Annotated in this window: 19 protein-coding genes and 1 pseudogene; 12 read left to right on the top strand and 8 right to left on the bottom strand. The window is 64.1% G+C overall.

The window, feature by feature from the left end; genetic code table 11:
- Positions 1-274 (top strand): group II intron maturase-specific domain-containing protein (locus BLT09_RS30960; RefSeq protein ID WP_280141232.1); only part of this gene is annotated, 274 nt, incomplete at its 5' end.
- A gap of 389 nt (positions 275-663) precedes the next feature.
- Here BLT09_RS30960 and BLT09_RS30955 read toward each other — a convergent pair.
- On the bottom strand, positions 664-951 hold the full coding sequence (locus tag BLT09_RS30955; RefSeq protein ID WP_091600302.1) for a DUF3175 domain-containing protein: 288 nt from the start codon (positions 949-951) through the stop codon (positions 664-666).
- Between the two features lie 195 nt (positions 952-1,146).
- Between BLT09_RS30955 and BLT09_RS30950 the strand changes: the two genes are divergently transcribed.
- From BLT09_RS30950 to BLT09_RS30905, 10 genes are all read left to right on the top strand, one after another.
- Complete coding sequence (locus BLT09_RS30950) at positions 1,147-2,379, top strand: MFS transporter (RefSeq protein WP_091600305.1); 1,233 nt, start codon at positions 1,147-1,149, stop codon at positions 2,377-2,379.
- 150 nt (positions 2,380-2,529) lie between these two features.
- Positions 2,530-2,853, top strand: coding sequence for an ArsR/SmtB family transcription factor (locus tag BLT09_RS30945; protein WP_091600301.1), 324 nt, complete (start codon positions 2,530-2,532; stop codon positions 2,851-2,853).
- Positions 2,850-3,260: an SRPBCC family protein gene (locus BLT09_RS30940; RefSeq protein ID WP_091600300.1), complete on the top strand. Its 411-nt coding sequence runs from the start codon at positions 2,850-2,852 to the stop codon at positions 3,258-3,260. Before BLT09_RS30945 ends, BLT09_RS30940 begins: the two co-directional genes overlap by 4 nt.
- Before the next feature lie 134 nt (positions 3,261-3,394).
- The gene (locus BLT09_RS30935; RefSeq protein WP_091600299.1) at positions 3,395-3,616 is read left to right on the top strand and encodes a hypothetical protein; all 222 of its coding nucleotides are present in this window, start codon (positions 3,395-3,397) and stop codon (positions 3,614-3,616) included.
- Positions 3,617-3,862: 246 nt separating this feature from the next.
- Entirely contained in the window at positions 3,863-4,891 is a 1,029-nt protein-coding gene (gntR, locus tag BLT09_RS30930) for an HTH-type transcriptional regulator GntR (RefSeq protein WP_091600298.1), read from the top strand.
- A gap of 344 nt (positions 4,892-5,235) precedes the next feature.
- Complete coding sequence (locus BLT09_RS30925; protein ID WP_023798660.1) at positions 5,236-6,360, top strand: sugar ABC transporter substrate-binding protein; 1,125 nt, start codon at positions 5,236-5,238, stop codon at positions 6,358-6,360.
- 69 nt (positions 6,361-6,429) lie between these two features.
- Complete coding sequence (locus tag BLT09_RS30920) at positions 6,430-7,998, top strand: sugar ABC transporter ATP-binding protein (protein ID WP_091600297.1); 1,569 nt, start codon at positions 6,430-6,432, stop codon at positions 7,996-7,998.
- Entirely contained in the window at positions 7,995-8,975 is a 981-nt protein-coding gene (locus tag BLT09_RS30915) for an ABC transporter permease (RefSeq protein ID WP_023798662.1), read from the top strand. The genes BLT09_RS30920 and BLT09_RS30915 overlap by 4 nt, the downstream gene beginning before the upstream one ends.
- Positions 8,972-9,958: an ABC transporter permease gene (locus tag BLT09_RS30910; RefSeq protein ID WP_023798663.1), complete on the top strand. Its 987-nt coding sequence runs from the start codon at positions 8,972-8,974 to the stop codon at positions 9,956-9,958. Before BLT09_RS30915 ends, BLT09_RS30910 begins: the two co-directional genes overlap by 4 nt.
- A gap of 29 nt (positions 9,959-9,987) precedes the next feature.
- The gene (locus BLT09_RS30905; RefSeq protein WP_091600296.1) at positions 9,988-10,515 is read left to right on the top strand and encodes a gluconokinase; all 528 of its coding nucleotides are present in this window, start codon (positions 9,988-9,990) and stop codon (positions 10,513-10,515) included.
- 37 nt (positions 10,516-10,552) lie between these two features.
- On the opposite strand, the gene BLT09_RS30900 is transcribed toward BLT09_RS30905, so the two are convergent.
- Both BLT09_RS30900 and BLT09_RS30895 read right to left on the bottom strand, forming a co-directional pair.
- The gene (locus BLT09_RS30900; protein ID WP_027154320.1) at positions 10,553-11,002 is read right to left on the bottom strand and encodes an RrF2 family transcriptional regulator; all 450 of its coding nucleotides are present in this window, start codon (positions 11,000-11,002) and stop codon (positions 10,553-10,555) included.
- A 252-nt stretch (positions 11,003-11,254) separates the two neighbouring features.
- Positions 11,255-12,241 (bottom strand): sulfate ABC transporter substrate-binding protein, encoded by a 987-nt coding sequence (locus tag BLT09_RS30895; protein ID WP_091600295.1) that lies wholly within the window; start codon positions 12,239-12,241, stop codon positions 11,255-11,257.
- Positions 12,242-12,618: 377 nt separating this feature from the next.
- Between BLT09_RS30895 and BLT09_RS35315 the strand changes: the two are divergent.
- Positions 12,619-12,738, top strand: a pseudogene (locus BLT09_RS35315) (type II toxin-antitoxin system VapC family toxin); the annotation flags it as partial.
- An 18-nt stretch (positions 12,739-12,756) separates the two neighbouring features.
- Here the strand turns inward: BLT09_RS35315 and BLT09_RS30880 are convergent.
- From BLT09_RS30880 to pbpC, 5 genes are all read right to left on the bottom strand, one after another.
- Positions 12,757-13,797, bottom strand: a complete 1,041-nt coding sequence (locus BLT09_RS30880) for a sulfate/molybdate ABC transporter ATP-binding protein (RefSeq protein ID WP_091600294.1) — start codon at positions 13,795-13,797, stop codon at positions 12,757-12,759.
- Positions 13,798-13,812: 15 nt separating this feature from the next.
- On the bottom strand, positions 13,813-14,697 hold the full coding sequence (gene cysW, locus BLT09_RS30875; RefSeq protein ID WP_091600293.1) for a sulfate ABC transporter permease subunit CysW: 885 nt from the start codon (positions 14,695-14,697) through the stop codon (positions 13,813-13,815).
- Positions 14,690-15,541, bottom strand: coding sequence for a sulfate ABC transporter permease subunit CysT (cysT, locus tag BLT09_RS30870; RefSeq protein WP_091600292.1), 852 nt, complete (start codon positions 15,539-15,541; stop codon positions 14,690-14,692). The genes cysW and cysT overlap by 8 nt, the downstream gene beginning before the upstream one ends.
- Before the next feature lie 32 nt (positions 15,542-15,573).
- The gene (locus tag BLT09_RS30865; protein ID WP_091600304.1) at positions 15,574-16,602 is read right to left on the bottom strand and encodes a sulfate ABC transporter substrate-binding protein; all 1,029 of its coding nucleotides are present in this window, start codon (positions 16,600-16,602) and stop codon (positions 15,574-15,576) included.
- A 272-nt stretch (positions 16,603-16,874) separates the two neighbouring features.
- Positions 16,875-18,980 carry a penicillin-binding protein 1C gene (pbpC, locus tag BLT09_RS30860; protein WP_091600291.1) on the bottom strand — a complete coding sequence of 702 codons (2,106 nt, stop codon included), beginning with the start codon at positions 18,978-18,980 and terminating at the stop codon, positions 16,875-16,877.
- Positions 18,981-18,988 lie beyond the last annotated feature (8 nt).

Below are 18,988 nucleotides of genomic sequence, written 5' to 3'. Positions count from 1 at the left end.
CAAGGGGGTTCTCGAGGAACTGGATCGCTGGGTACGGCGCAGGTTGCGCTGCATCCTGTGGCGGCAATGGAAACGGCCATGCACCCGGTTCATGCGGCTGATGCAGCGAGGATTGACGGAGCAGCGTGCGCGTGACGGGGCCTCAAACGGCCGCGGCCCGTGGTGGAATGCCGGGGCCAGTCATATGAGCGATGCCTTCCGCAATGCCTTCTTCAACAAGCTCGGGCTGATCTCGCTTCAAAACGAGCTTCGACGCCTAAACCACGCTTCATGAACCGCCGTGTACGGAACCGTACGCACGGTGGTGTGGGAGGGGGGACGCCGCAAGGCTCCCTCCCACCCGATCGTTACCCTTGGAGCACTGCTGCGGTGCAGGACCTTTGATCGCGGGAGGGACAGCGCCCCCCTCTGTCCTGCCGGACATCTCCCCCACAAGGAGGGAGATTGGCTTCATCACTGATTTCGCCAATCACCAACCTTGCGGACGCTGTCCGCGAAGCTGCCGATCTCCCCCAAGTGGGACCCAAGTGGGGGAGATGTCGAGTCTTGGCAAAGAGGGCAGGACAGAGGCGGGCGCGAAGGATCGCTACAGAGCGCTTTTATTCTGCGGCGGCTGTCACGGAATGGCTCCCAGGGTCTGCGCCGCGGCGCTTCGCTCGTTGCTCAGTGTTCTCTCGGGCGGCCAAACGCGGCGCGCAGTTCGTCCTTGGCGTCCTCCAGCACTTTCTTCTGCTTGGCCGGCAGGTTCGTGCCGGCGCGGTTGATGTAGAAATTCAGCATCGACATGGCGGACTGGAACGGCTCGGCCTTGCGCCGGTCGCTGTGCTCGGCCGATCGCTTCAGCGAGGCTGCGATCTTCTTGGGGTCGTGGGATTCGAAGATATGTTCCTCCAGGTCCAGCGCATCGCTGTGCTCGGTGACCTCGGCCGACCATTTCCTTTTCGCGGTCATGACAAGCTCCTTCTCCCTTCTATTGGCCTATTGGCAAGTTTGATGAAAAACTCCGGGACGGCGGCCACCGTTCCACTGCAGCTCAAAATCCCTGGAGCCACGCAATTGCGGATGTGGCGCTGCACGGCGCCGCCAATCCTGCCGATAGTGGTGTCGAACACGTCGACTTGCGCACAACCGCGGACAGGAAACGCCTTGACCACAACCGCCTCCAGCCGGCCGAGCAGCCCCGGCATAGACAGCGCCTATGCCTGGCTGCGGCTCGGCATCTCGATGCTGCTGGCGACGATCGGCGGTGTCGGCATGTGGGCGGTGGTCGTGGTGCTGCCCGCCATGCAGGCCGAATTCGGCGTCGATCGCGCCGCCGCTTCGATGCCCTATACCGCGACCATGGCCGGTTTCGCCGTCGGCAACGTGCTGGTCGGCCGCGCCATCGACCGCATCGGCTACTGGATACCGGCGCTCATTGCCTCGGTGGCGCTCGGTACCGGGTTCCTGCTGGCGTCGCTGACCACTTCGATCCTGCAGTTCACCCTTGTCCAGGGACTTTTGATCGGCGTCGGCACGTCGGCGATTTTCGGGCCGCTGATCGCCGACATCTCGCACTGGTTCAACCGCCGCCGCGGCGTCGCGGTGACGGCTGCCGCCGCCGGCAGCTATCTCGCCGGGGTGATCTGGCCGTTGGCAATGCCCTACGTCATACAGAGCGAGGGCTGGCGCTTCACCTATGCCGCGATCGGCGTCGTCTGCCTCGCCACCATGCTGCCGCTGATCACGCTGCTCAGGCGCGGCGCACCACATGCCGCCGCTCCCGGTTCACCTGGCAGCCGGCCGGTCCAGCCGATCACGCTGTCACCGGCAGCGCTGCAGGTGTTGCTCGTCGTCGCCGGCCTTGGCTGCTGCGTGGCGATGTCGATGCCGCAGGTCCATATCGTCGCCTATTGCATGGATCTCGGCTACGGCGTGGCGCGAGGCGCCGACATGCTGTCGATCATGATGGCGGCGGGCGTCGTCAGCCGGCTGGCGTCCGGCTTCCTTGCCGATCGTATCGGCGGCGTGAAAACCCTGCTGATCGGCTCGGTGCTGCAAGCCCTGTCGCTGTTGTTCTACATCCCCTTCGACGGGCTCGCGTCGCTTTACGTCGTCTCGCTGGTCTTCGGCCTGTCGCAGGGCGGCATCGTGCCTTGCTATGCCATCATCGTGCGCGAATACATGCCCGCCAAAGAGGCCGGCCAGCGCGTCGGCATCGTAATCATGGCAACGATCTTCGGCATGGCAATCGGCGGCTGGATGTCGGGCTGGATCTACGATCTGACCGGCTCCTACGCCGCCGCGTTCCTCAACGGCATCGCCTGGAACCTGTTGAACATAGCGGCCATGGTGCTGCTGTTGTGGAAGGCGCGGCGCAGCGCCGCGGCGATGGCCTGAGCACTGACCCCACTGGCCTTCCGCTGGCCAGAGCGATGGCAGCGACATGGGGTAGGCCCCCGTGACGCGGAGCCCGGTCCAGGTTCCTGCTTGACGTACACATATCTCGGCGGTTATTGGTTTCCAATAGCCAGAGAGTTATCGATCGCCATGTCACAGCCCCACGAGATCCTCTTCAAAACGCTTGCCGATCCGACGCGACGGGCGATCTTCGAGCGGCTGTGTCGCGACGGAGACCAGACCGTCGCGGCCCTGACCGCTCGGGCCGGGATCTCGCAACCGGCCGTGTCAAAGCATCTTGGGGTGCTGAAGCAGGCCGGGTTGGTGCGCGATCGCCACGAAGGCCGCAACACGCACTACAGCGCGGAGCTTGGCGCCTTGGCGCCGCTGATCGACTGGACAAACCAAATGGCTGGGTTCTGGCAAAGCCGGTTCGATAACCTCGAAGATCTGCTCAAAAGGATGGACCAATGACCAATACCGAGACCGAAATGCGCGCCGTCATTGTTGAACGGGAGGTCGCTTTTCCGCCGGAAAAGATCTGGCGCGCGCTCACCCAATCACATTTGATCGAGGAGTGGCTGATGAAGAACGATTTCAAGCCAGACGAGGGGCACCGTTTCAATCTGAGCGCGGACTGGGGGACAGTCGACTGTCAGGTCCAGGCAGTCGAGCCCAACAAGACGCTGTCTTACACGTGGGATACCAAGGATCTCAGGAGCGTCGTCACGTGGACGCTCACCCCTACGAGCACGGGGACCCATCTGCGCATGGAGCAGTTGGGCTTCCGGCCGGATCAGCAGCAGTACTATCAGGGCGCCCAACACGGGTGGCAGCGGTTCTTTGCGAAGCTGGAGCAGGTCCTGTCGCGGATAGAATAGCCGTGCCGGCGCCATACGCATCTGCGGGCGAAACGCAATGCTCAACAAGACGTCTGTCAACGAAACAAGGTAGCAAGAAAGGCCGCCAAGCGGGTCGCCCGATCCGCTTCAACTCGTCTTCAGAGGAGGTGCTCATGAACTGGAACACGTGGATTCGGCAATTCCACCGCTGGCTGTCGATCATTTTTACGGCGGTCGTCGCTGCCATCTTCATCACCCTGGGGGTAGGTGTCGAGCCCGCCTACTGGGTATATCTCATGCCGCTGATCCCGCTCACCTTGCTCATGCTCAGCGGTCTCTATCTGTTCTCCTTGCCCTATGCCACAAGGTGGCGCAACGGACGACGCACGGCGTAGAAGCCTGAGCACGGTGGCCGACAAGACGCCCGCTCGCCACCCACAGCCGAAATTCAAACCGTGGCGCTACCTGAGTTTGGGGTAGCTGTGCTGGCACTGTCTTGGCCGGTTCGCTTGACAATGGGCCAAGGCTGCGCGACGCCAGACGGGTGCGGCAAGTCGGGTTGGCATGGCGACAGTGGCAAAGACGCTGAACAGCATTTCGCGGCCGCGTTTCGGCGAGGGCGCCGCGTTCGAGACCAGGCTATGACCAAACCGCGCTCGCGCCGTGGCGGCGGCCGTCCGACGATCGCAGATGTCGCGCGCAAGGCCGGCGTCGGCGCCATCACCGTCTCCCGCGCCTTGCGCGAGCCGGGGCGCGTTTCGGAGGATCTGCGCCGCCAGATCCAGGCGGCTGTCGATGAGCTCGGCTATCTGCCCGACCCGAATGCGCGAGCATTGGCTTCGGCGCGCGCCGAGGTCTTTGGCGTGCTGGTGCCGTCGCTCACCAACAGCGTCTTTGCCGAAGTGCTGCGCGGCATCTATGACAGCCTGTCGGACAGCTCCTACCGCATCCAGTTCGGCAACACCCATTATTCCGGCCTCGAGGAGGAACGGCTGCTGCAGGTGTTCGGCCCGCAGCGCCCGGCGGCGCTGATCGTGGCGGGCATCGACCAGACGCCAATTTCGCGAAGACTGCTCGAGACGGCCGGCTGCCCAGTGGTGCAGGTCATGGAAACCGGGCCCGATCCGGTCGACATGATGGTCGGCTTCTCGCATTTCGACGGCGGCAGGGCGGCGACGGAGCACATGATCGAAATGGGCTATCGCCGCATCGGCTTCATCGGCGCGCGCATGGACCCGCGCTCGCAGCGGCGTCTGGCCGGCTATCGCGCGGCGATGGAGGCGGCCGGCCTGTTCGACGCGCGGCTTGTCACCACCACGCCAGTGCCGTCCAGCGTGACGCTTGGGCGCGAATTGTTTCGCGACGCGCTGGCCAAGGTGCCGACGCTGGACGGGGTTTTCTGCAACAATGACGACATCGCGCTCGGCGCGCTGTTCGAGTGCCACCGCGCCTCGATCGCCGTGCCGAAGACGATCGGCATCACAGGCTTCAACGATCTCGACATGATGGAAGTGGCTTTCCCCTCCGTCACCAGCGTCCGGACGCCTCGCTACGAGATCGGCCGGCTGTCGGTCGCCATGGCGCTCGCGGCGATTGCAGGCAAGCGGCCGCAAGACCCGGTCGTCGATCTCGGCTTCGAACTCAAGTGCCGTGAGAGCACTTCCCGCTGAAAGCACTGGCCGCTGAAAGCACTGGCCGCTGAAAGCACTGGCCGCTGAAAGCGCTTGCAGGCATCGCGAAATCCCGCTTTACTGTACGTCATGGTAGCGCTACCAGTTGTATCCAGGCGAAAGCTCGCGAAACAGCGAAAGTCTGTTTATTATATATAAGCGACAGCTGATGCTTGTTTATTATGTATAATATGATAGTTTTTATTCCGGTTTACTGAGCCACGAGGGAGGAGATCGGGTTGGCATTCGGCCACCCTGAAAGCGCGACGGCAAGGCAGGAGGTGCCGAGCCAGGCACGCGAGACGCGTAAGAACAATCAGAAACTGCAACTGGGAGGAATATCGATGATCAAGTCACTCGTAGGTGGCGTCGTCGCCGCCACTGCATTCGTCATGCTGAGTTCGTCGGCGCTCGCCGAACCGGAAATCGTCGCAGGCCCATCCGCCGAGCCGGAATGCTTCGCGCCATGGGCCGCCGACACGCAGTTCTTCAAGTTCCCCAAGAAGGAAGGCCCGTACCGCATCGCGCTCGCCAATGGCTACATCGCCAACACCTGGCGCATCCAGATGGTGCAGACGGCAAAAGCCTATGCGGCGCAGCCGGAAGTCGCGGCCAAGCTCAAGGAATTCAAAGTCGTCTCGACCGGCGAAGACGTGCCGGCACAGATTTCGGCGATCAATAATTTCATCGATTCCGGCTATGACGCGATCGTTGTCAACGCGCAGAATCCGACGGCATTCGGTCCGGTCATCAAGCGTGCCAAGCAAGCCGGCGTCGTGCTGGTCGCCTTCGACAACATCCTCGACACCAAGGACGCCATCAACGTCAATGTCGACCAGAAAGGCCTTGGCGAGTTGTGGGCCAACTGGCTGATCAAGCATATCCCCAATGGCGGCAAGCTCCTCGAGGTGCGCGGCGTTGCCGGCACGTCGGTCGACACCGACCGCCACAACGGCATCCATGAGGCCCTCGACGCTTCAGGCAAGAAGTGGGAGGTCACCGAAGTCGTCGGCAAATGGGACGACGGCGTCGCGCAAAAGGCTACGGCCGACGCGATCGCCACCAACGGTCCCTTCGACGGCGTCACCGGGCAGGGCGGCGACACCGGCATCGTCCAGGCGATGATCGACGCCAAGCATCCGTTCGTGCCGTTCGGCGGCGAAACGGAGAATGGCTTTCGCAAATTCTGCGCCAAGTTTGCCTCAGAAGGGCTGAAATGCTCGTCGGCCGGAACCGGACCCGCCCAGGTGGCGGTTGCCATCAAGACGGCGATCGCCGCGCTCGAAGGCCAGGTCGTCCCGCAGGCGGTGAAGCTGCCGCTGGCGATCGTCGAGGATCCGAACCTCAAGGAGGGCGAGGACTATTTCCCCGACCAGTCCGACAATTTCTTCGTCGGCAATTCCTTCCCGACCTGCGGCATCAATTTCACCGCGCAGGAAATCATGGGCCAGAGCAAGGAGAACCAGTAGGCTGGTCGCTCGGCGCCGCGGGTATTCCGCGGCGCCGGTCCCGAAGAAAAAGCGCCTTGGGAGGGGCCGATGGACGGTGCGGTTCCGCTCTTCCGCATGGAGGGCATATCCAAGCGCTATGGCGGTGTGCGGGCGCTGGAAAAGGCCGAGCTTTCGGTCACGCCAGGCAGCATCCACGCCATCCTCGGCGAAAACGGCGCCGGCAAATCGACGCTGATCAAGGTCATGGCCGGCGTCGTCGCGCCTGACGAAGGCCGCATGATGCTGGACGGAAGCGAGGTGAGCTTCGCGTCGCCGGCCGCGGCCAACCAGGCCGGCATCGTCTGCATCTTCCAGGAATTGTCGCTCGTCCCCGAACTCAGCGTCGCCGACAACATCGTCATTTCCGATCCGCCGAAACGGTTCGGCATGATCGACCGCAAGGCGCAGCGGCGCATCGCGGAGGAAGCCCTGGCGCGTGCAGGCGCCGCCGACATCCACCCGCTGGCGCTGGTCAAGGACCTTCCGCTTTCAAGACGGCAGATGGTCGAGATCGCCAAAGCACTTGCCAGGAAGCCGCGCATCCTGATCCTCGATGAGGCGACCTCGGCGCTGACCGCGGCCGACGTCGCCAAGATTTTTGGCGTCTTGAAGCGGCTGCGCTCGGAAGGGTTGGCGCTGCTCTACATCTCGCATCGGATGAACGAGATCGCCGAACTGGCCGACCAGTGCACAGTGTACCGCAACGGCCGCAACGTCGCCAGCTATGCTGCGGGCTCGAAGAGCGACAATGAAGTCGTCGAGCTGATGATCGGCCGCGAATACAGCCATATTTTTCCACCGAAGCCGGTGCGCGCCCCGGCTATAACCGCTCCGGTGCTTGAGGCGCGAAAACTGTCGTGGACCGACCGGCTGGACAATATCTCGCTCACGGTCGGGGCAGGCGAGGTCGTCGGCCTCGGCGGTCTCGACGGCCAGGGCCAGCGCGAATTGCTGCTCGCCTTCTTCGGCGTGCTGCGCGGCCTCAGCGGCCAGATACTGATCGACGGCAAGCCGGTGGCGATCGCCAGCCCGGCCAAGGCCCGCCGTGACCGGATCGGCATGGCGCTGATCCCGGAGGACCGCAAGACCGAAGGCCTGATGCTGCCGATGACGGTGCGCGAAAACCTCTCCTTTGCCGCACTCGACCGGTTATCCAGGGCCGGCATCATCGACCGTGCCGCCGAGCAGCGGCTGATCGACGAAATGGTCGCCCTGCTGGCGATCAAGACGGCCGGCCTCGACATCCCGGTTGGCGCGCTGTCCGGCGGCAACCAGCAGAAGGTGGTCATCGCCAAATGGCTGATGCGGCAGCCGCGCATCATCCTGCTCAACGACCCGACGCGCGGCATCGACGTCGGCACCAAGCAGGAACTGTATCAGCTGATGCGCAAGCTTGCCGACCAGGGCGCGGCGATCCTGTTTTACTCGACCGACTATGACGAGCTGATCGGCTGCTGCGACCGGGTGCTGGTGCTCTATGACGGGGCGGTCAAGCGCGCGCTGGTCGGCGCCGAGATCACCGAGCGGGCGCTGATCGCCAGCGCGCTCAACATCCATGGCGAAGAGATGAAAGTCAAAGGCATGGCGAAGACGCCAGCCCGAGGAGCAGACGCGTGAAGGATTGGCGCTACTGGCTTGCCGAACAACGCGGAACGCTGCTGGCGTTCGGCATCTTCATCGTGATGTTCACGATCTACACCTCGAACCATCCGGCCGGCTTTACCGCCAATGTCGTGCAGACGGCTTCCAACAAGGGCGTGTTGCTTGCCTTCGTCGCCATGGCGCAGACGCTGGTGGTGATCACCGCCGGCATCGACCTTTCCGTCGGCATGATCTTTCTGCTGACCAACTGCCTGGCCTCATGGCTGGTCATCGGCACCGGCATCGAGACCGCGTTCGGTGTCGTCGCGGTGCTCGGCACCGGGCTGCTGTGCGGGGCGATCAACGGCGCCATCGTCATCTACGGACGGCTGCAGCCGATCGTCACCACCATCGCCACCGGCGCGGTCTATTTCGGCATCGCGCTGCTGCTGCGACCGTTCCCGGGCGGTTCGGTCAATGAGGATCTTGCCGACGCGCTGACCGGGCGGCTGTTCGGCGTGGTGCCGGCGAGCCTGGTGGCGCTGCTGGCCATCGTGCTCGTCGTCTGGGTGCCGTTCAGCCGCTCGGTGCTTGGGCGCGCGGCCTATGCCGCAGGATCTTCGGAGATGGCAGCCTACATGTCCGGCGTGCCGATCCGCCGGGGAAAATTCGCCGCCTATGCGCTGGCCGGCCTGCTCGCCGCGATCGGCGGGCTGTTCCTGACCTTCTTCACCTATACGGGCGAGGCGGCCTATGCCAGCGGCAATGCCTATACGCTGTTCTCGATCGCCGCCGTGGTGCTCGGCGGCGTCTCATTGTTCGGCGGCAAGGGCAGCGCCATCGGCGCGATTTTCGGCGCGCTCGCCTTCCGCACCATCGGCGACCTGCTCTTCGTCTTCGATTTCGATCCGCTCTGGCAGCCGCTGTTCCAGGGCGTCATCCTGCTGATCGCCGTCAGCCTCGGCGCCTTCGCCCTGTTCAGGGTCCGCAACCGGCTGGAGTGGTTCCTGTGAGCGAAACGACCATCGCCGGCATCGCCGGCCGCATGCCGAAATTCATCCGCCGCGCCGACCCTGCGGTGCTGACCGCCTTTGCCTGCATCGTGCTGCTGCTGTTTGTCGGCAGCCTTTATTCGCGCAGCTTCCTGTCGCCGGAATATCTGCTGCAGCAGCTCAAGGTGGCGTCGTTTCTCGGCGTCATCGCCACCGGCATGATGCTGGTCATCCTGCTTGGGCAGATCGACCTGTCGGTGCCGTGGTCGGTGGCGACGGGCGCGATGATGGCCTGTGCGGCCGCCGCCTACGGCCCGCTCGGCGTGGCGCTGGCGATCCCGTTCGGCATTTTCTGCGGCGTCGCGATCGGCATCGTCAACGGCATCGGCGTCGCTTATCTGCGCATTCCCTCGATGATCATCACGCTCGCCACCAATGCCGTCGCGCAAGGGCTGATGGTGGTCTATACCGGCGGCTTCTCGCCACAGGATTCGGCGACCCGGGCGATGCGCTATCTGGCGACCGGCTTTGCCATTCCGGGCGTGCCCAATGCCGTCGTCATCTGGGCGCTGATCGGTGCTGCGATGGTTTTCGTGCTGACCCGCACCGGCTTCGGCCGCACGGTCTACGGCATCGGCAACCGCGAGCGCGCCGCCTACCTCTCCGGCATCGACACGCGGCGCGTGGTGCTGATCGCCTTCGCCGTATCCGGCGGCCTCTCCGCCTTCGGCGGCGTCCTTCTGGCCGGCTATGCCTCCAAGGCGGCGCAGTCGATGGGCGACGCCTATCTCCTGCCGTCGATCGCTGCGGTGGTGCTTGGCGGCACCTCGATCCTCGGCGGCCGCGGCTCCTATCTCGGCACGGTCGCGGGCGTCATCCTGATCACGCTTTTGCAATCCATTCTTTCCGTCATGCAGATGCCGGAGGCGGGGCGGCAGATCATCTATGGCGTCGTCATCGTCGCCATGCTCCTGCTTTACGGCCGCGCGCCGGCGAGCCGCTGACCCGCATCGTGGACGAAAAGACAGCACAAATGCAGAGGAAACGCATTCGGCCCGCACCGGCCGTCGTGGTGATGGGCGTCGCCGGCTGTGGCAAGTCGGCGGTCGGCGAAGCGCTGGCGGCGGCATTGGGCGCTGTCTTCGTCGAGGGCGACAGGCTGCATCCACCGGAAAACGTCGCACGCATGGCAAGCGGCGAGCCGCTGACCGACGCATTGCGCGAAGGCTGGCTCGACGCGATCGGCCTGCGCATTGCCGGACCGGTCGGCGATGGGCAGAGCGTCGTCGCCGCCTGCTCGGCGCTCAAGCGCAGTTACCGCGAGCGTCTGCGCGGCTTTTGCCAGGACATTTTGTTCCTCTACCTGGAAATCGATCCGGCGACCGCAAAGCAGCGTGTCGGCTCCCGCCAGGGCCATTTCATGCCGGCAAGCCTGGTCGACAGCCAGTTCGCCACGCTCGAACGGCCGGCAGCCGACGAGAATGCATTGACGCTCGATGCGACGCGTCCGATCGCCGATATCGTCGCCGACGTCACAAGCCTGTTCGAGTCGAATTCATGAGGGTTCGCTGGCGCCGATTCCGCTTCAAGACGCCAGATCAGATCTGTGACGTCAGTTCGACTGGAAAATCGTCATTGTCGGCGTCGCGCATGGCGGCGAGGCTGCGATTGTCCAGCACCTCGGCGATCGCATGGCGCACCTCCAGCATCATGTTCCGGACCTGGCATGTCGCCTCGTCGCAATCATCGCAGCGCTGATATTGGGTACGGCTGGCGCAAGGGATCGGCGCCAGCGGCCCGTCGAGGACGCGCACGACATGGCCGATCTTGATCTCGGAGGCCGGGCGGGCGAGGCGATAGCCGCCTTCCTTGCCCTTGCGGCTCTGGACGAATCCGGCATTGCGCAATTCGCCCAGAATGGCATCCAGGAATTTCTTCGGGATGTTGTTGGCGACGGCAATGTCGTTGACGAACGCCAGCTGGCCGACCGGCAAGCCTGACAGATGCACGAGGGCCTTGAGGCCGTATTTGCCTTTTTTGGTAAGCATGCCCGATTCAGTTCATGAAAACCCCAACCGCCCGCATCTGGCGGTTGTTTGTGTGCAAATCATGACGTTTTGTCGCGCAATGCAGTTTCGCGAAACAAGCCGTCCGCGGGCACAGTAGGCACAAACACGTTGATTCTTCGTGACGTTTTGGACGGCGCGCTGGGAACGTGCGGGAAATCACCTGTCCGGAGCGCGAAAAACGAAGAAGGCCGGCAAAAGCCGGTTTTCTATCGATTTCGAAGATCGCTTGCTTCAGCGGCTGCCATAGGTCTGGTCGAGCAGTCCGCCGGCGGCGAAATGCTCGGCCTGGATCTTGGCCCAGCCGCCGAAGACATCTTCGACCGTCAGCAGCCGGACGTCGGGAAACTCGGCCTTGTATTTGGTGGCGACCGCCGCGTCGCGAGCCCGCAGGCCGTTGCGGGCGGCGATGTCCTGGCCCTGCGGCGTGTAGAGGAAGTCGAGATAGGTCTTGGCGAGGTCACGCGTGCCATGCTCGTCGGCGACCGTGTCGACGATCGCCACCGGAAACTCCGCCAGCAGGCTGACCGAGGGCGTCACCTGCTCGAACTTGTCATCGCCATACTCCCTGCGGACGCCGCGCGTTTCCGACTCGAATGTGATCAGCACGTCGCCGATCTCACGCTGCACGAAGGTGGTGGTGGCGGCGCGCCCGCCAGAGTCGAAGATCGGCACGTTGTTGAACAGCTTGGTGACGAATTCCTTGACCTTGGCGTCGTCGCCCTTGAAGGCCTCCTTGGCGTAGGCGGTGGCCGCGAGATAGGTGTAGCGCGCATTGCCCGACGTTTTCGGGTTGGGGAAGATCACCTGGACGTCGTCGCGCACGAGATCGTTCCAATCCTTGATGTTCTTCGGGTTGCCGGCGCGCACCAAAAAGGACGGCAGCGAATAGAAAGGCGAGGCGTTGTCGGGGAAGTCCTTCTGCCAGTCGGCGGAGATAAGCCCCTTCGAGACCAGGAAGTCGATGTCGAGGACCTGGTTGAAGGTGACGACATCGGCGCCGAGGCCTTCGGCGATGGCACGCGCCTGCGCCGACGTCCCGGCGTGCGACTGGTCGACGGTCACGCCGGGGTGCTCTGCGACGAAGGCCTTGTTGATCTGCGCAAACAGTTCGCGGCCGACATCATAGGACGCGTTCAGCAATTTGTCGGCCGACCAGGCTTGGGAGGATGCGAGGAACAGGCCGGCCAATGTGGCGACGCCAAGCAAAAATCGCTTCATGAAAACAGGGCTCCGATGCAGTGCGCTTATTCCCACCATAGCGGCAAGGCATGGTGGGCGACGAGACACGCAGAGCGGCTTCACCACGCCCTCGCGAGAAAAATGTTCCCATTCCAGGCCGTTGCTAGGATTTTCTTTCACCCGGGGTCTTGCGAAGCACCTGGGCAGCGGTCCCCATGCGTTGGCAAGACGATTGCATCGCGACACTGGCCTCTCGGCGCGGCTCGCGCAATGGGCGCAAGAGCCACCGCTCGGTCCCGAGGACGACTTCCCCGGAACCGACGACATGCCTGTCAAATCCGAAAGAATTTTTTAATGCGGCTCATGCTGGACACCAACTTGTCAGCGACATGATCCGAGACCCGGCGGGCCGAGCCACTATTGGCCAAAACGACCTTTTTATTGCTGCCCACGCCTACGCGCTGGACACCACCCTGGTAACCGCCAACATGGGAGAGTTCAACCGGATCAAGGGCCTGAAGGTCGAGAACTGGCTGAGTAGCGCCGGAAGGGGATCAAGCAGCCGGAAAAAGCTTCCAGCGCCGCGGCCTGAACGCTACCCGGCTCTTCTGCGCCGCCGGATGGTCGACCGGCAGCTCGATCTCGACCCGCTGGCGCTCGCCGCCGATTTCGAGCTCCACCCGTCTGGTGCCGGCGACGCGGCGGCTGGCGGCGACCGTGCCGGCGATGCAGCCATTGCATTCGTCCACCAGGTCGACATCGTGCGGGCGGAAGAACAGCGTTGCTTCGCCCCGCGGCGCCTGCGGCGCCGACAGCCCGATCGGGCGATCGGCGATCCAGACCTGGCCGTCCTCGACGTTGACCGGAAGCGCGCTCGATTCACCGATGAAGCCGTAGACAAAGGGCGAATTCGGCGTGTCGTAGATTTCGTCGGCGGTGCCGACCTGCTCGATGCTGCCCTGGCTCATCACCACGACGCGGTCGGCAAGCTCGAGCGCTTCTTCTTGGTCATGGGTGACAAAGACCGTGGTGTGGCCGGTGGCGTCGTGGATGTCGCGCAGCCAGCGGCGCAGTTCGCGGCGGACCTGGGCGTCGAGCGCGCCGAACGGCTCGTCCAGCAAAAGCACGGCCGGTTCGATCGCCATCGCGCGGGCCAGCGCCACGCGCTGGCGCTGGCCGCCCGAAAGCTGAGCCGGATAGCGCTTTTCCAAGCCGGAAAGCTGGACGAGGTCGAGAAGCTCTGAGGCACGGCGGCGGATTTCCTGCGCCGACGGCCGTGACGGCCCGTGCCGAACTTTTAGGCCGAAGCCGATATTGTCGGCGACCGTCATATGGCGAAACAGCGCATAATGCTGGAAAACGAAGCCGACATTGCGCTGCTGGATCGACTTTTGCGACGCATCCTCCTCGCCAAAGAAGATCTTGCCTTTCGTCGGCCGCTCCAGCCCGGCGATCAGCCTGAGCAGCGTCGTCTTGCCGGAGCCGGATGGCCCGAGCAGCGCGATCAGTTCGCCGGACTTGATGTCGAGCGAAACGTCGTGGAGCGCCGGAAACCGCTCAAACTCCTTACGCACGTTGGCAACGCGAACTTCCATCAACCGTCCCTTTTTTCAGTGTCCGCGCGTCGCGGCGAGCTCGGCGCCGTAGCGCATCTCGAGAAGTGTTTTCAAGACCAGCGTGACCAGCGCCAGGCCCGCAAGCAGTGAAGCGACGGCGAAGGCGGCTGCGGCATTGTATTCGTTATAGAGGATTTCGACATGCAGCGGCATGGTGTTGGTCAGTCCGCGTATGTGGCCCGACACGACGGAGACCGCGCCGAACTCGCCCATGGCGCGGGCATTGCACAACAAGACCCCGTAGAGCAGCCCCCATTTGACGTTGGGCAGCGTCACGTACCAGAACGCCTGCCAGCCATTGGCGCCGAGCGACAGCGCCGCCTCCTCGTCGCCATTGCCTTGCTCCTGCATCAAGGGGATCAGTTCGCGGGCGACGAACGGGAAGGTGACGAAGATGGTGGCCAGCACGATGCCCGGCACGGCAAACAGGATGACGATGCCATGCGCCTTCAGCCAGGCGCCGAACAGGCCTTGCGCGCCGAACAACAGCACATAGACCAGGCCGGAAATGACCGGCGAAACCGAAAACGGCAGGTCGATCAGCGTGGTCAGGAAGGCCTTGCCTTTGAACTCGAACTTGGCGATTGCCCAGGCGGCGGAGACGCCGAAGACGATGTTGAGCGGCACCGAGATCGCCGCCACCAGCAGCGTCAGGTGGATCGCCGAACGCGTGTCGGGGTTGGTCAGCGCCTCGGTATAGGCACCGAGGCCCTTTGCGAAGGCTTCATTGAAGACGACGATCAGCGGCAACAGCAGGAAAATGCCGAGGAAGGCAAAGGTCACGATCATCAGCACGGCTTTCGCCGGGCGGCTTTCGGTCACTGCCGCCGATTGGCTTTCGTGGTGCGGTGTGTAGGATTTTATCTCCGGATCAGCCATAGCGCTTGCGGCTCCACGTCTGCACCAGATTGATGACCAGCAGCATCACGAACGACAAAGCGAGCATGATCGCCGCGATCGCGGTCGCCGCCGCATAATTGTATTCCTCCAGCCGGATGACGATCAGAAGCGGCGCGATCTCGGATTTGTAGGGCAGGTTGCCGGCGATGAAGATGACGGAGCCGTACTCGCCGACGCCGCGCGCGAAAGCCAGCGCGAAACCGGTGACGATGGCCGGCGCCAGGCCCGGAAGCAGAACCCGGGCGATGGTCTGGAAGCGATTGGCGCCGAGCGTGGCGGCCACTTCCTCGACCTCCTTGTCGATCTCCTCCATGATCGGCTGGACGGTGCGCACGACAAAAGGCAGGCCGATGAAGATCAGCGCTATGACGATGCCGAGCGGCGTATAGGCGACCTTGATGCCGAGCGGCGCCAGCAGGCTGCCGAGCCAGCCACTCGGCGCGTAGAGCGTGGTCAGCGCGATGCCGGCCACCGCCGTCGGCAAGGCGAAGGGCAGGTCGACCATGGCATCGACGATGCGGCGGCCCGGAAAGTTGTAGCGCACCAGCACCCAGGCGACGATCGTGCCGAAGACGACATTGACCATGGCGGCAATGAAGGCGGTGCCAAAACTGATTTCAAGCGCGTTGATGGTGCGGCGGTCGGTGGCGATCGCCCAGAAATCGGCCCAGCCAAGCGCGGCCGATCGCCAGATCAGCCCTGACAGGGGAATGAGGATGATGAGCGTGAGGTAGGCAAGCGAGAAGCCGAGCGTCAATCCGAAACCCGGAATGACGCTCGGCTGTCTGAACCGCCACCCCGCCTTGGCGGGTGCTGTGGTCATGTGGTCCTGATCTAGAATCTAGCTTAACGGGTCTACTGGGCCGGCTTGTAGATCTGGTCGAATATACCACCGTCGCCGAAATGGTAAGGCTGTGCTTTCTTCCAACCGCCAAAAAGCGGATCGTCGATGGTGATCAGCTTGATCTCAGGCAGTTTGGCGAGGTCCTCTGGCGGTACCAAATCCGGCTTCGACGGACGATAGTGGTGCTTGGCGATCAGCGTCTGGCCTTCCTTGGAGTAGAGGTAGCTCAGATAGGCTTCGGCGACTTTTCGCGTGCCCTTGGCATCGACATTGGCGTCGACCACGGCGACCGGCGGCTCGGCCAGGATCGAGGTCGGCGGGTAGACGATATCGAAATTGTCGGCGCCGAATTCGTCGAGCGCCAGATAGGCCTCGTTTTCCCAGGCCAGCAGCACATCGCCCAGCCCCTTTTGCGCGAAGGTCACAGTTGCGCCGCGCGCACCGGTGTCGAGCACCGGAACATGGGCGTAGAGATTGCCGACGAATTCCTTGGTCTTGGCCTCGTCACCGCCATCCTTGGCGTTGGCATAGGCCCAGGCGGCGAGATAGTTCCAGCGTGCGCCGCCCGAAGTCTTGGGGTTGGGCGTGATCACCTGGACGTCGTCCTTGACCAGATCGCCCCAGTCCTTGATGCCTTTCGGATTGCCCTTGCGGACGAGGAAGATGATGGTCGAGGTGTAGGGCGCCGAATTGTTCTCGAATTTGGTCCGCCAGTCGGGATTGATTTTCTTCGATTTCTCGACGATGGCGTTGATGTCGCCTTCGAGCGCCAGCGTCACCACGTCGGCGTCGAGGCCGTCGATCACGGCGCGGGCCTGTGCGCCCGAGCCGCCATGCGATTGCTGGACGGTTACCGTCTCGCCGGTCTCGGCCTGCCAGTGGGCGGCGAAGGCCTCGTCGAATTGCTTGTAAAGCTCACGCGTCGGGTCATACGACACGTTGAGGATGGTGGTATCGGCAAACGCGAAACCGAGCGTGCCGAACTGGACAGATGTGGCGACCAGTGCGCCGAGCAGTTTCCTGAAATGAGGATTGGTCATTTCCGCCTCCGTTGAGATCACCTCAATCTACTGAATTGGTAGAAATTAGATGCAATCAATGTTGCTTTTTTCGGCCTTATGAAGCATTTTTTCGCCGGCTTTCGGGATCACGAAGAAATTCTTTCCACGCAACGCTGCAGTGCCGAATCCGGGCACATGAAGCAATCTATCTGGAGACAGGTCGCGCCTCGGCAATGGCCTGAGGAGTCGAGCGTGTCCTGCTTACTCGCCGACCTAATGGAAAGCCAATTCCCTGAATCGCTTGGCGCATTCTATTCAACGAACACTTTCACGCTGGCCGCGCGCCCGGCCGCGTCGATCACGGTCAGGGTCGAATAGCCGGCGCCGTCCGGCTGCCAGGTCGCGGTGCGCCGCCGGTCGATGCCGACCAGCGGCTTGCCGTTGGCCAGCCAGCGGAACGGGGCGCGGCCGCCTTGCAGCTTCAGCACCAGTGGCGTGGCGTCGGCGGTGGTGGCGGCGAGATCGACGTGGGCGCCGTCGGGCGGAAAGATGATCGTCGGCGCTGGCTCGGTCGGCGTCGCCTGGACCAGGCCGTCGGCGCCAGAACCGAAGCGCGCCAATGTCACCGGCAGATCGTCGCGCCTGGGTCTGGTGACGCCGGCCGGCTGGCCTGGCAGCGGCACGGCAGCCAGGCCGGAGCGGACAAAGCCCTCGAACAGTATCGGTGCGGCCGAGACATAGCCGGACAGGCCGGGCACCGCGCCGGCGTCGGGGCGGCCGACCCAGACGCCCAGCACATAGCGCCCGTCGAAGCCGACCGACCAGGCATCGCGGTAGCCGTAGGAGGTGCCGGTCTTGTAGGCGATGCCGCGCCGGGCGGCGCCCTCGGGCGGCTTGACGCCCGACAATATGTCGGTGATCTGCCAGTTCGCCTGATCGTTGAGGATGGTAGCGGTCGAGCGCTCGGCATTCGCCGGCTCGGTGCCGTCATGCAGCGTGTGTGCCTTGCCGCCATTGGCGAGCCCGGCATAGAGCTGGACGAGGTCGCGCAGCGTCACGCCGACGCCGCCAAGGCCGATGGCGAGACCCGGCGCCTTGTTGACGGGCAGGATCGGCGTGACGCCGGCCTTCCGGAAGCGCGCGAGCAGCCGCGCCGGCCCGACCGCGTCGAGAACACTGATCGCCGGCACGTTGAGCGACAGCTGCAGCGCCTGCCTGATGCTGACGTCGCCCTGATAGCCCATGTCGAAATTCTTCGGCCGATAGCCGGAGAAATCCGTCGGCCTGTCGTCGATCAGCGTTTCCTGCGCCACCAATCCCTGCTCGAAGGCGAGCCCGTAGATGAACGGTTTTAGCGTCGAACCGGGCGAGCGGACGATCTTGGTCATGTCGATCCAGCCGGAGCGGCTGGCGTCGAAATAGTCGGCGGAGCCGACTTCGCCGAGGATGTCGCCGGTGCGGGCGTCGGCTAGCACCATGGCGACGGACAGGCGAGGTCCGAGCCTGGCGGCGGCATCCCTGGCCACCTGTTCCAGCCCTTCCTGGACACTCTTGCGGATCGTCAGCCGCAGCTTCTGGCCGGGGACGGCCCGGGGCAGCACTGCATAAGCGGCATGGGCGGCGAGTGCCGGCAGCGGGCGGCGGCTGGCAGGAACATCGTCAAGCGCGGCACGTGCGGCCTCGCGCTCGCCGAGCAGGCCTGATGCGACCATGCGCGTCAGCACCCGGTCGCGGGCGGCTTGGGCGATTGCCAGGTTGCGGTCGGGCCGGCGCTTTTCCGGCAGTTGCGGCAGCGCGACGAGCAGCGCCGCCTCCGAGACGTCCAGCCGCTTCGGCTCCTTGCCGAAATAGGCCAGCGAGGCGGCGCGCACGCCTTCGAGATTGCCGCCATAGGGCGCCAGCGTCAGATAGCGTTCGAGGATCTCGCGCTTGCTGAGCCGCCGCTCGATCTGCAGGGCGCGCAGCAGCTGCTTGAGCTTGGAGCCGAGGCTGCGGCTGTCGCGCGGTTCGGTCAGCCGGGCGAGCTGCATCGACAGCGTCGAGCCGCCGGAGACGATTCGGCCATTGGTCACGAACTGGCCGGCGGCGCGGGCCAGCGCCAGCACGTCGACGCCTCGATGGTCCCAGAAGCGCTTGTCCTCGTAAGTCACCAGCATGTCGACGAACTGTCTGTCGACCTGATCGAGGCGGGTGGCGAGCCGCCAATAGCCGTCCGGCGTGGCAAAGGCCCGCAACAGCTGGCCGTCGCGGTCCTGGACTTCGGTCGATACCGTCAGCGCCGCCGGCAGCGGCGGCGGAAAGGCGCGGTCGAGCTGCCAAAGGGTGGCGGCGGCGATTGCTGCGAAGCCGGAGAGGGAGGCGGCGGCGATGGCTGAACGGCGCAGGAATTTCTTGGCGAGCACGGCGCTGCCCCTCATCCGCCTGC

It is taken from the genome of Mesorhizobium muleiense (genome assembly GCF_900099905.1).
Taxonomy (GTDB): Bacteria; Pseudomonadota; Alphaproteobacteria; order Rhizobiales; family Rhizobiaceae; genus Mesorhizobium; species Mesorhizobium muleiense.
Note: the sequence above shows the minus strand (reverse complement) of the source record. Positions and strands in the feature narration are given on the sequence as shown.

Bases quoted from the DNA above. Each gene is read 5' to 3' on its own strand.
- BLT09_RS30955 (WP_091600302.1), bottom strand. From the start codon at position 951: ATGACCGCGAAAAGGAAATGGTCGGCCGAGGTCACCGAGCACAGCGAT.
- BLT09_RS30945 (WP_091600301.1), top strand. From the start codon at position 2,530: ATGTCACAGCCCCACGAGATCCTCTTCAAAACGCTTGCCGATCCGACG.
- BLT09_RS30940 (WP_091600300.1), top strand. From the start codon at position 2,850: ATGACCAATACCGAGACCGAAATGCGCGCCGTCATTGTTGAACGGGAG.
- BLT09_RS30935 (WP_091600299.1), top strand. From the start codon at position 3,395: ATGAACTGGAACACGTGGATTCGGCAATTCCACCGCTGGCTGTCGATC.
- gntR (WP_091600298.1), top strand. From the start codon at position 3,863: ATGACCAAACCGCGCTCGCGCCGTGGCGGCGGCCGTCCGACGATCGCA.
- BLT09_RS30925 (WP_023798660.1), top strand. From the start codon at position 5,236: ATGATCAAGTCACTCGTAGGTGGCGTCGTCGCCGCCACTGCATTCGTC.
- BLT09_RS30920 (WP_091600297.1), top strand. From the start codon at position 6,430: ATGGACGGTGCGGTTCCGCTCTTCCGCATGGAGGGCATATCCAAGCGC.
- BLT09_RS30905 (WP_091600296.1), top strand. From the start codon at position 9,988: ATGCAGAGGAAACGCATTCGGCCCGCACCGGCCGTCGTGGTGATGGGC.
- BLT09_RS30900 (WP_027154320.1), bottom strand. From the start codon at position 11,002: ATGCTTACCAAAAAAGGCAAATACGGCCTCAAGGCCCTCGTGCATCTG.
- BLT09_RS30895 (WP_091600295.1), bottom strand. From the start codon at position 12,241: ATGAAGCGATTTTTGCTTGGCGTCGCCACATTGGCCGGCCTGTTCCTC.
- BLT09_RS30880 (WP_091600294.1), bottom strand. From the start codon at position 13,797: ATGGAAGTTCGCGTTGCCAACGTGCGTAAGGAGTTTGAGCGGTTTCCG.
- cysW (WP_091600293.1), bottom strand. From the start codon at position 14,697: ATGGCTGATCCGGAGATAAAATCCTACACACCGCACCACGAAAGCCAA.
- cysT (WP_091600292.1), bottom strand. From the start codon at position 15,541: ATGACCACAGCACCCGCCAAGGCGGGGTGGCGGTTCAGACAGCCGAGC.
- BLT09_RS30865 (WP_091600304.1), bottom strand. From the start codon at position 16,602: ATGACCAATCCTCATTTCAGGAAACTGCTCGGCGCACTGGTCGCCACA.
- pbpC (WP_091600291.1), bottom strand. From the start codon at position 18,980: ATGAGGGGCAGCGCCGTGCTCGCCAAGAAATTCCTGCGCCGTTCAGCC.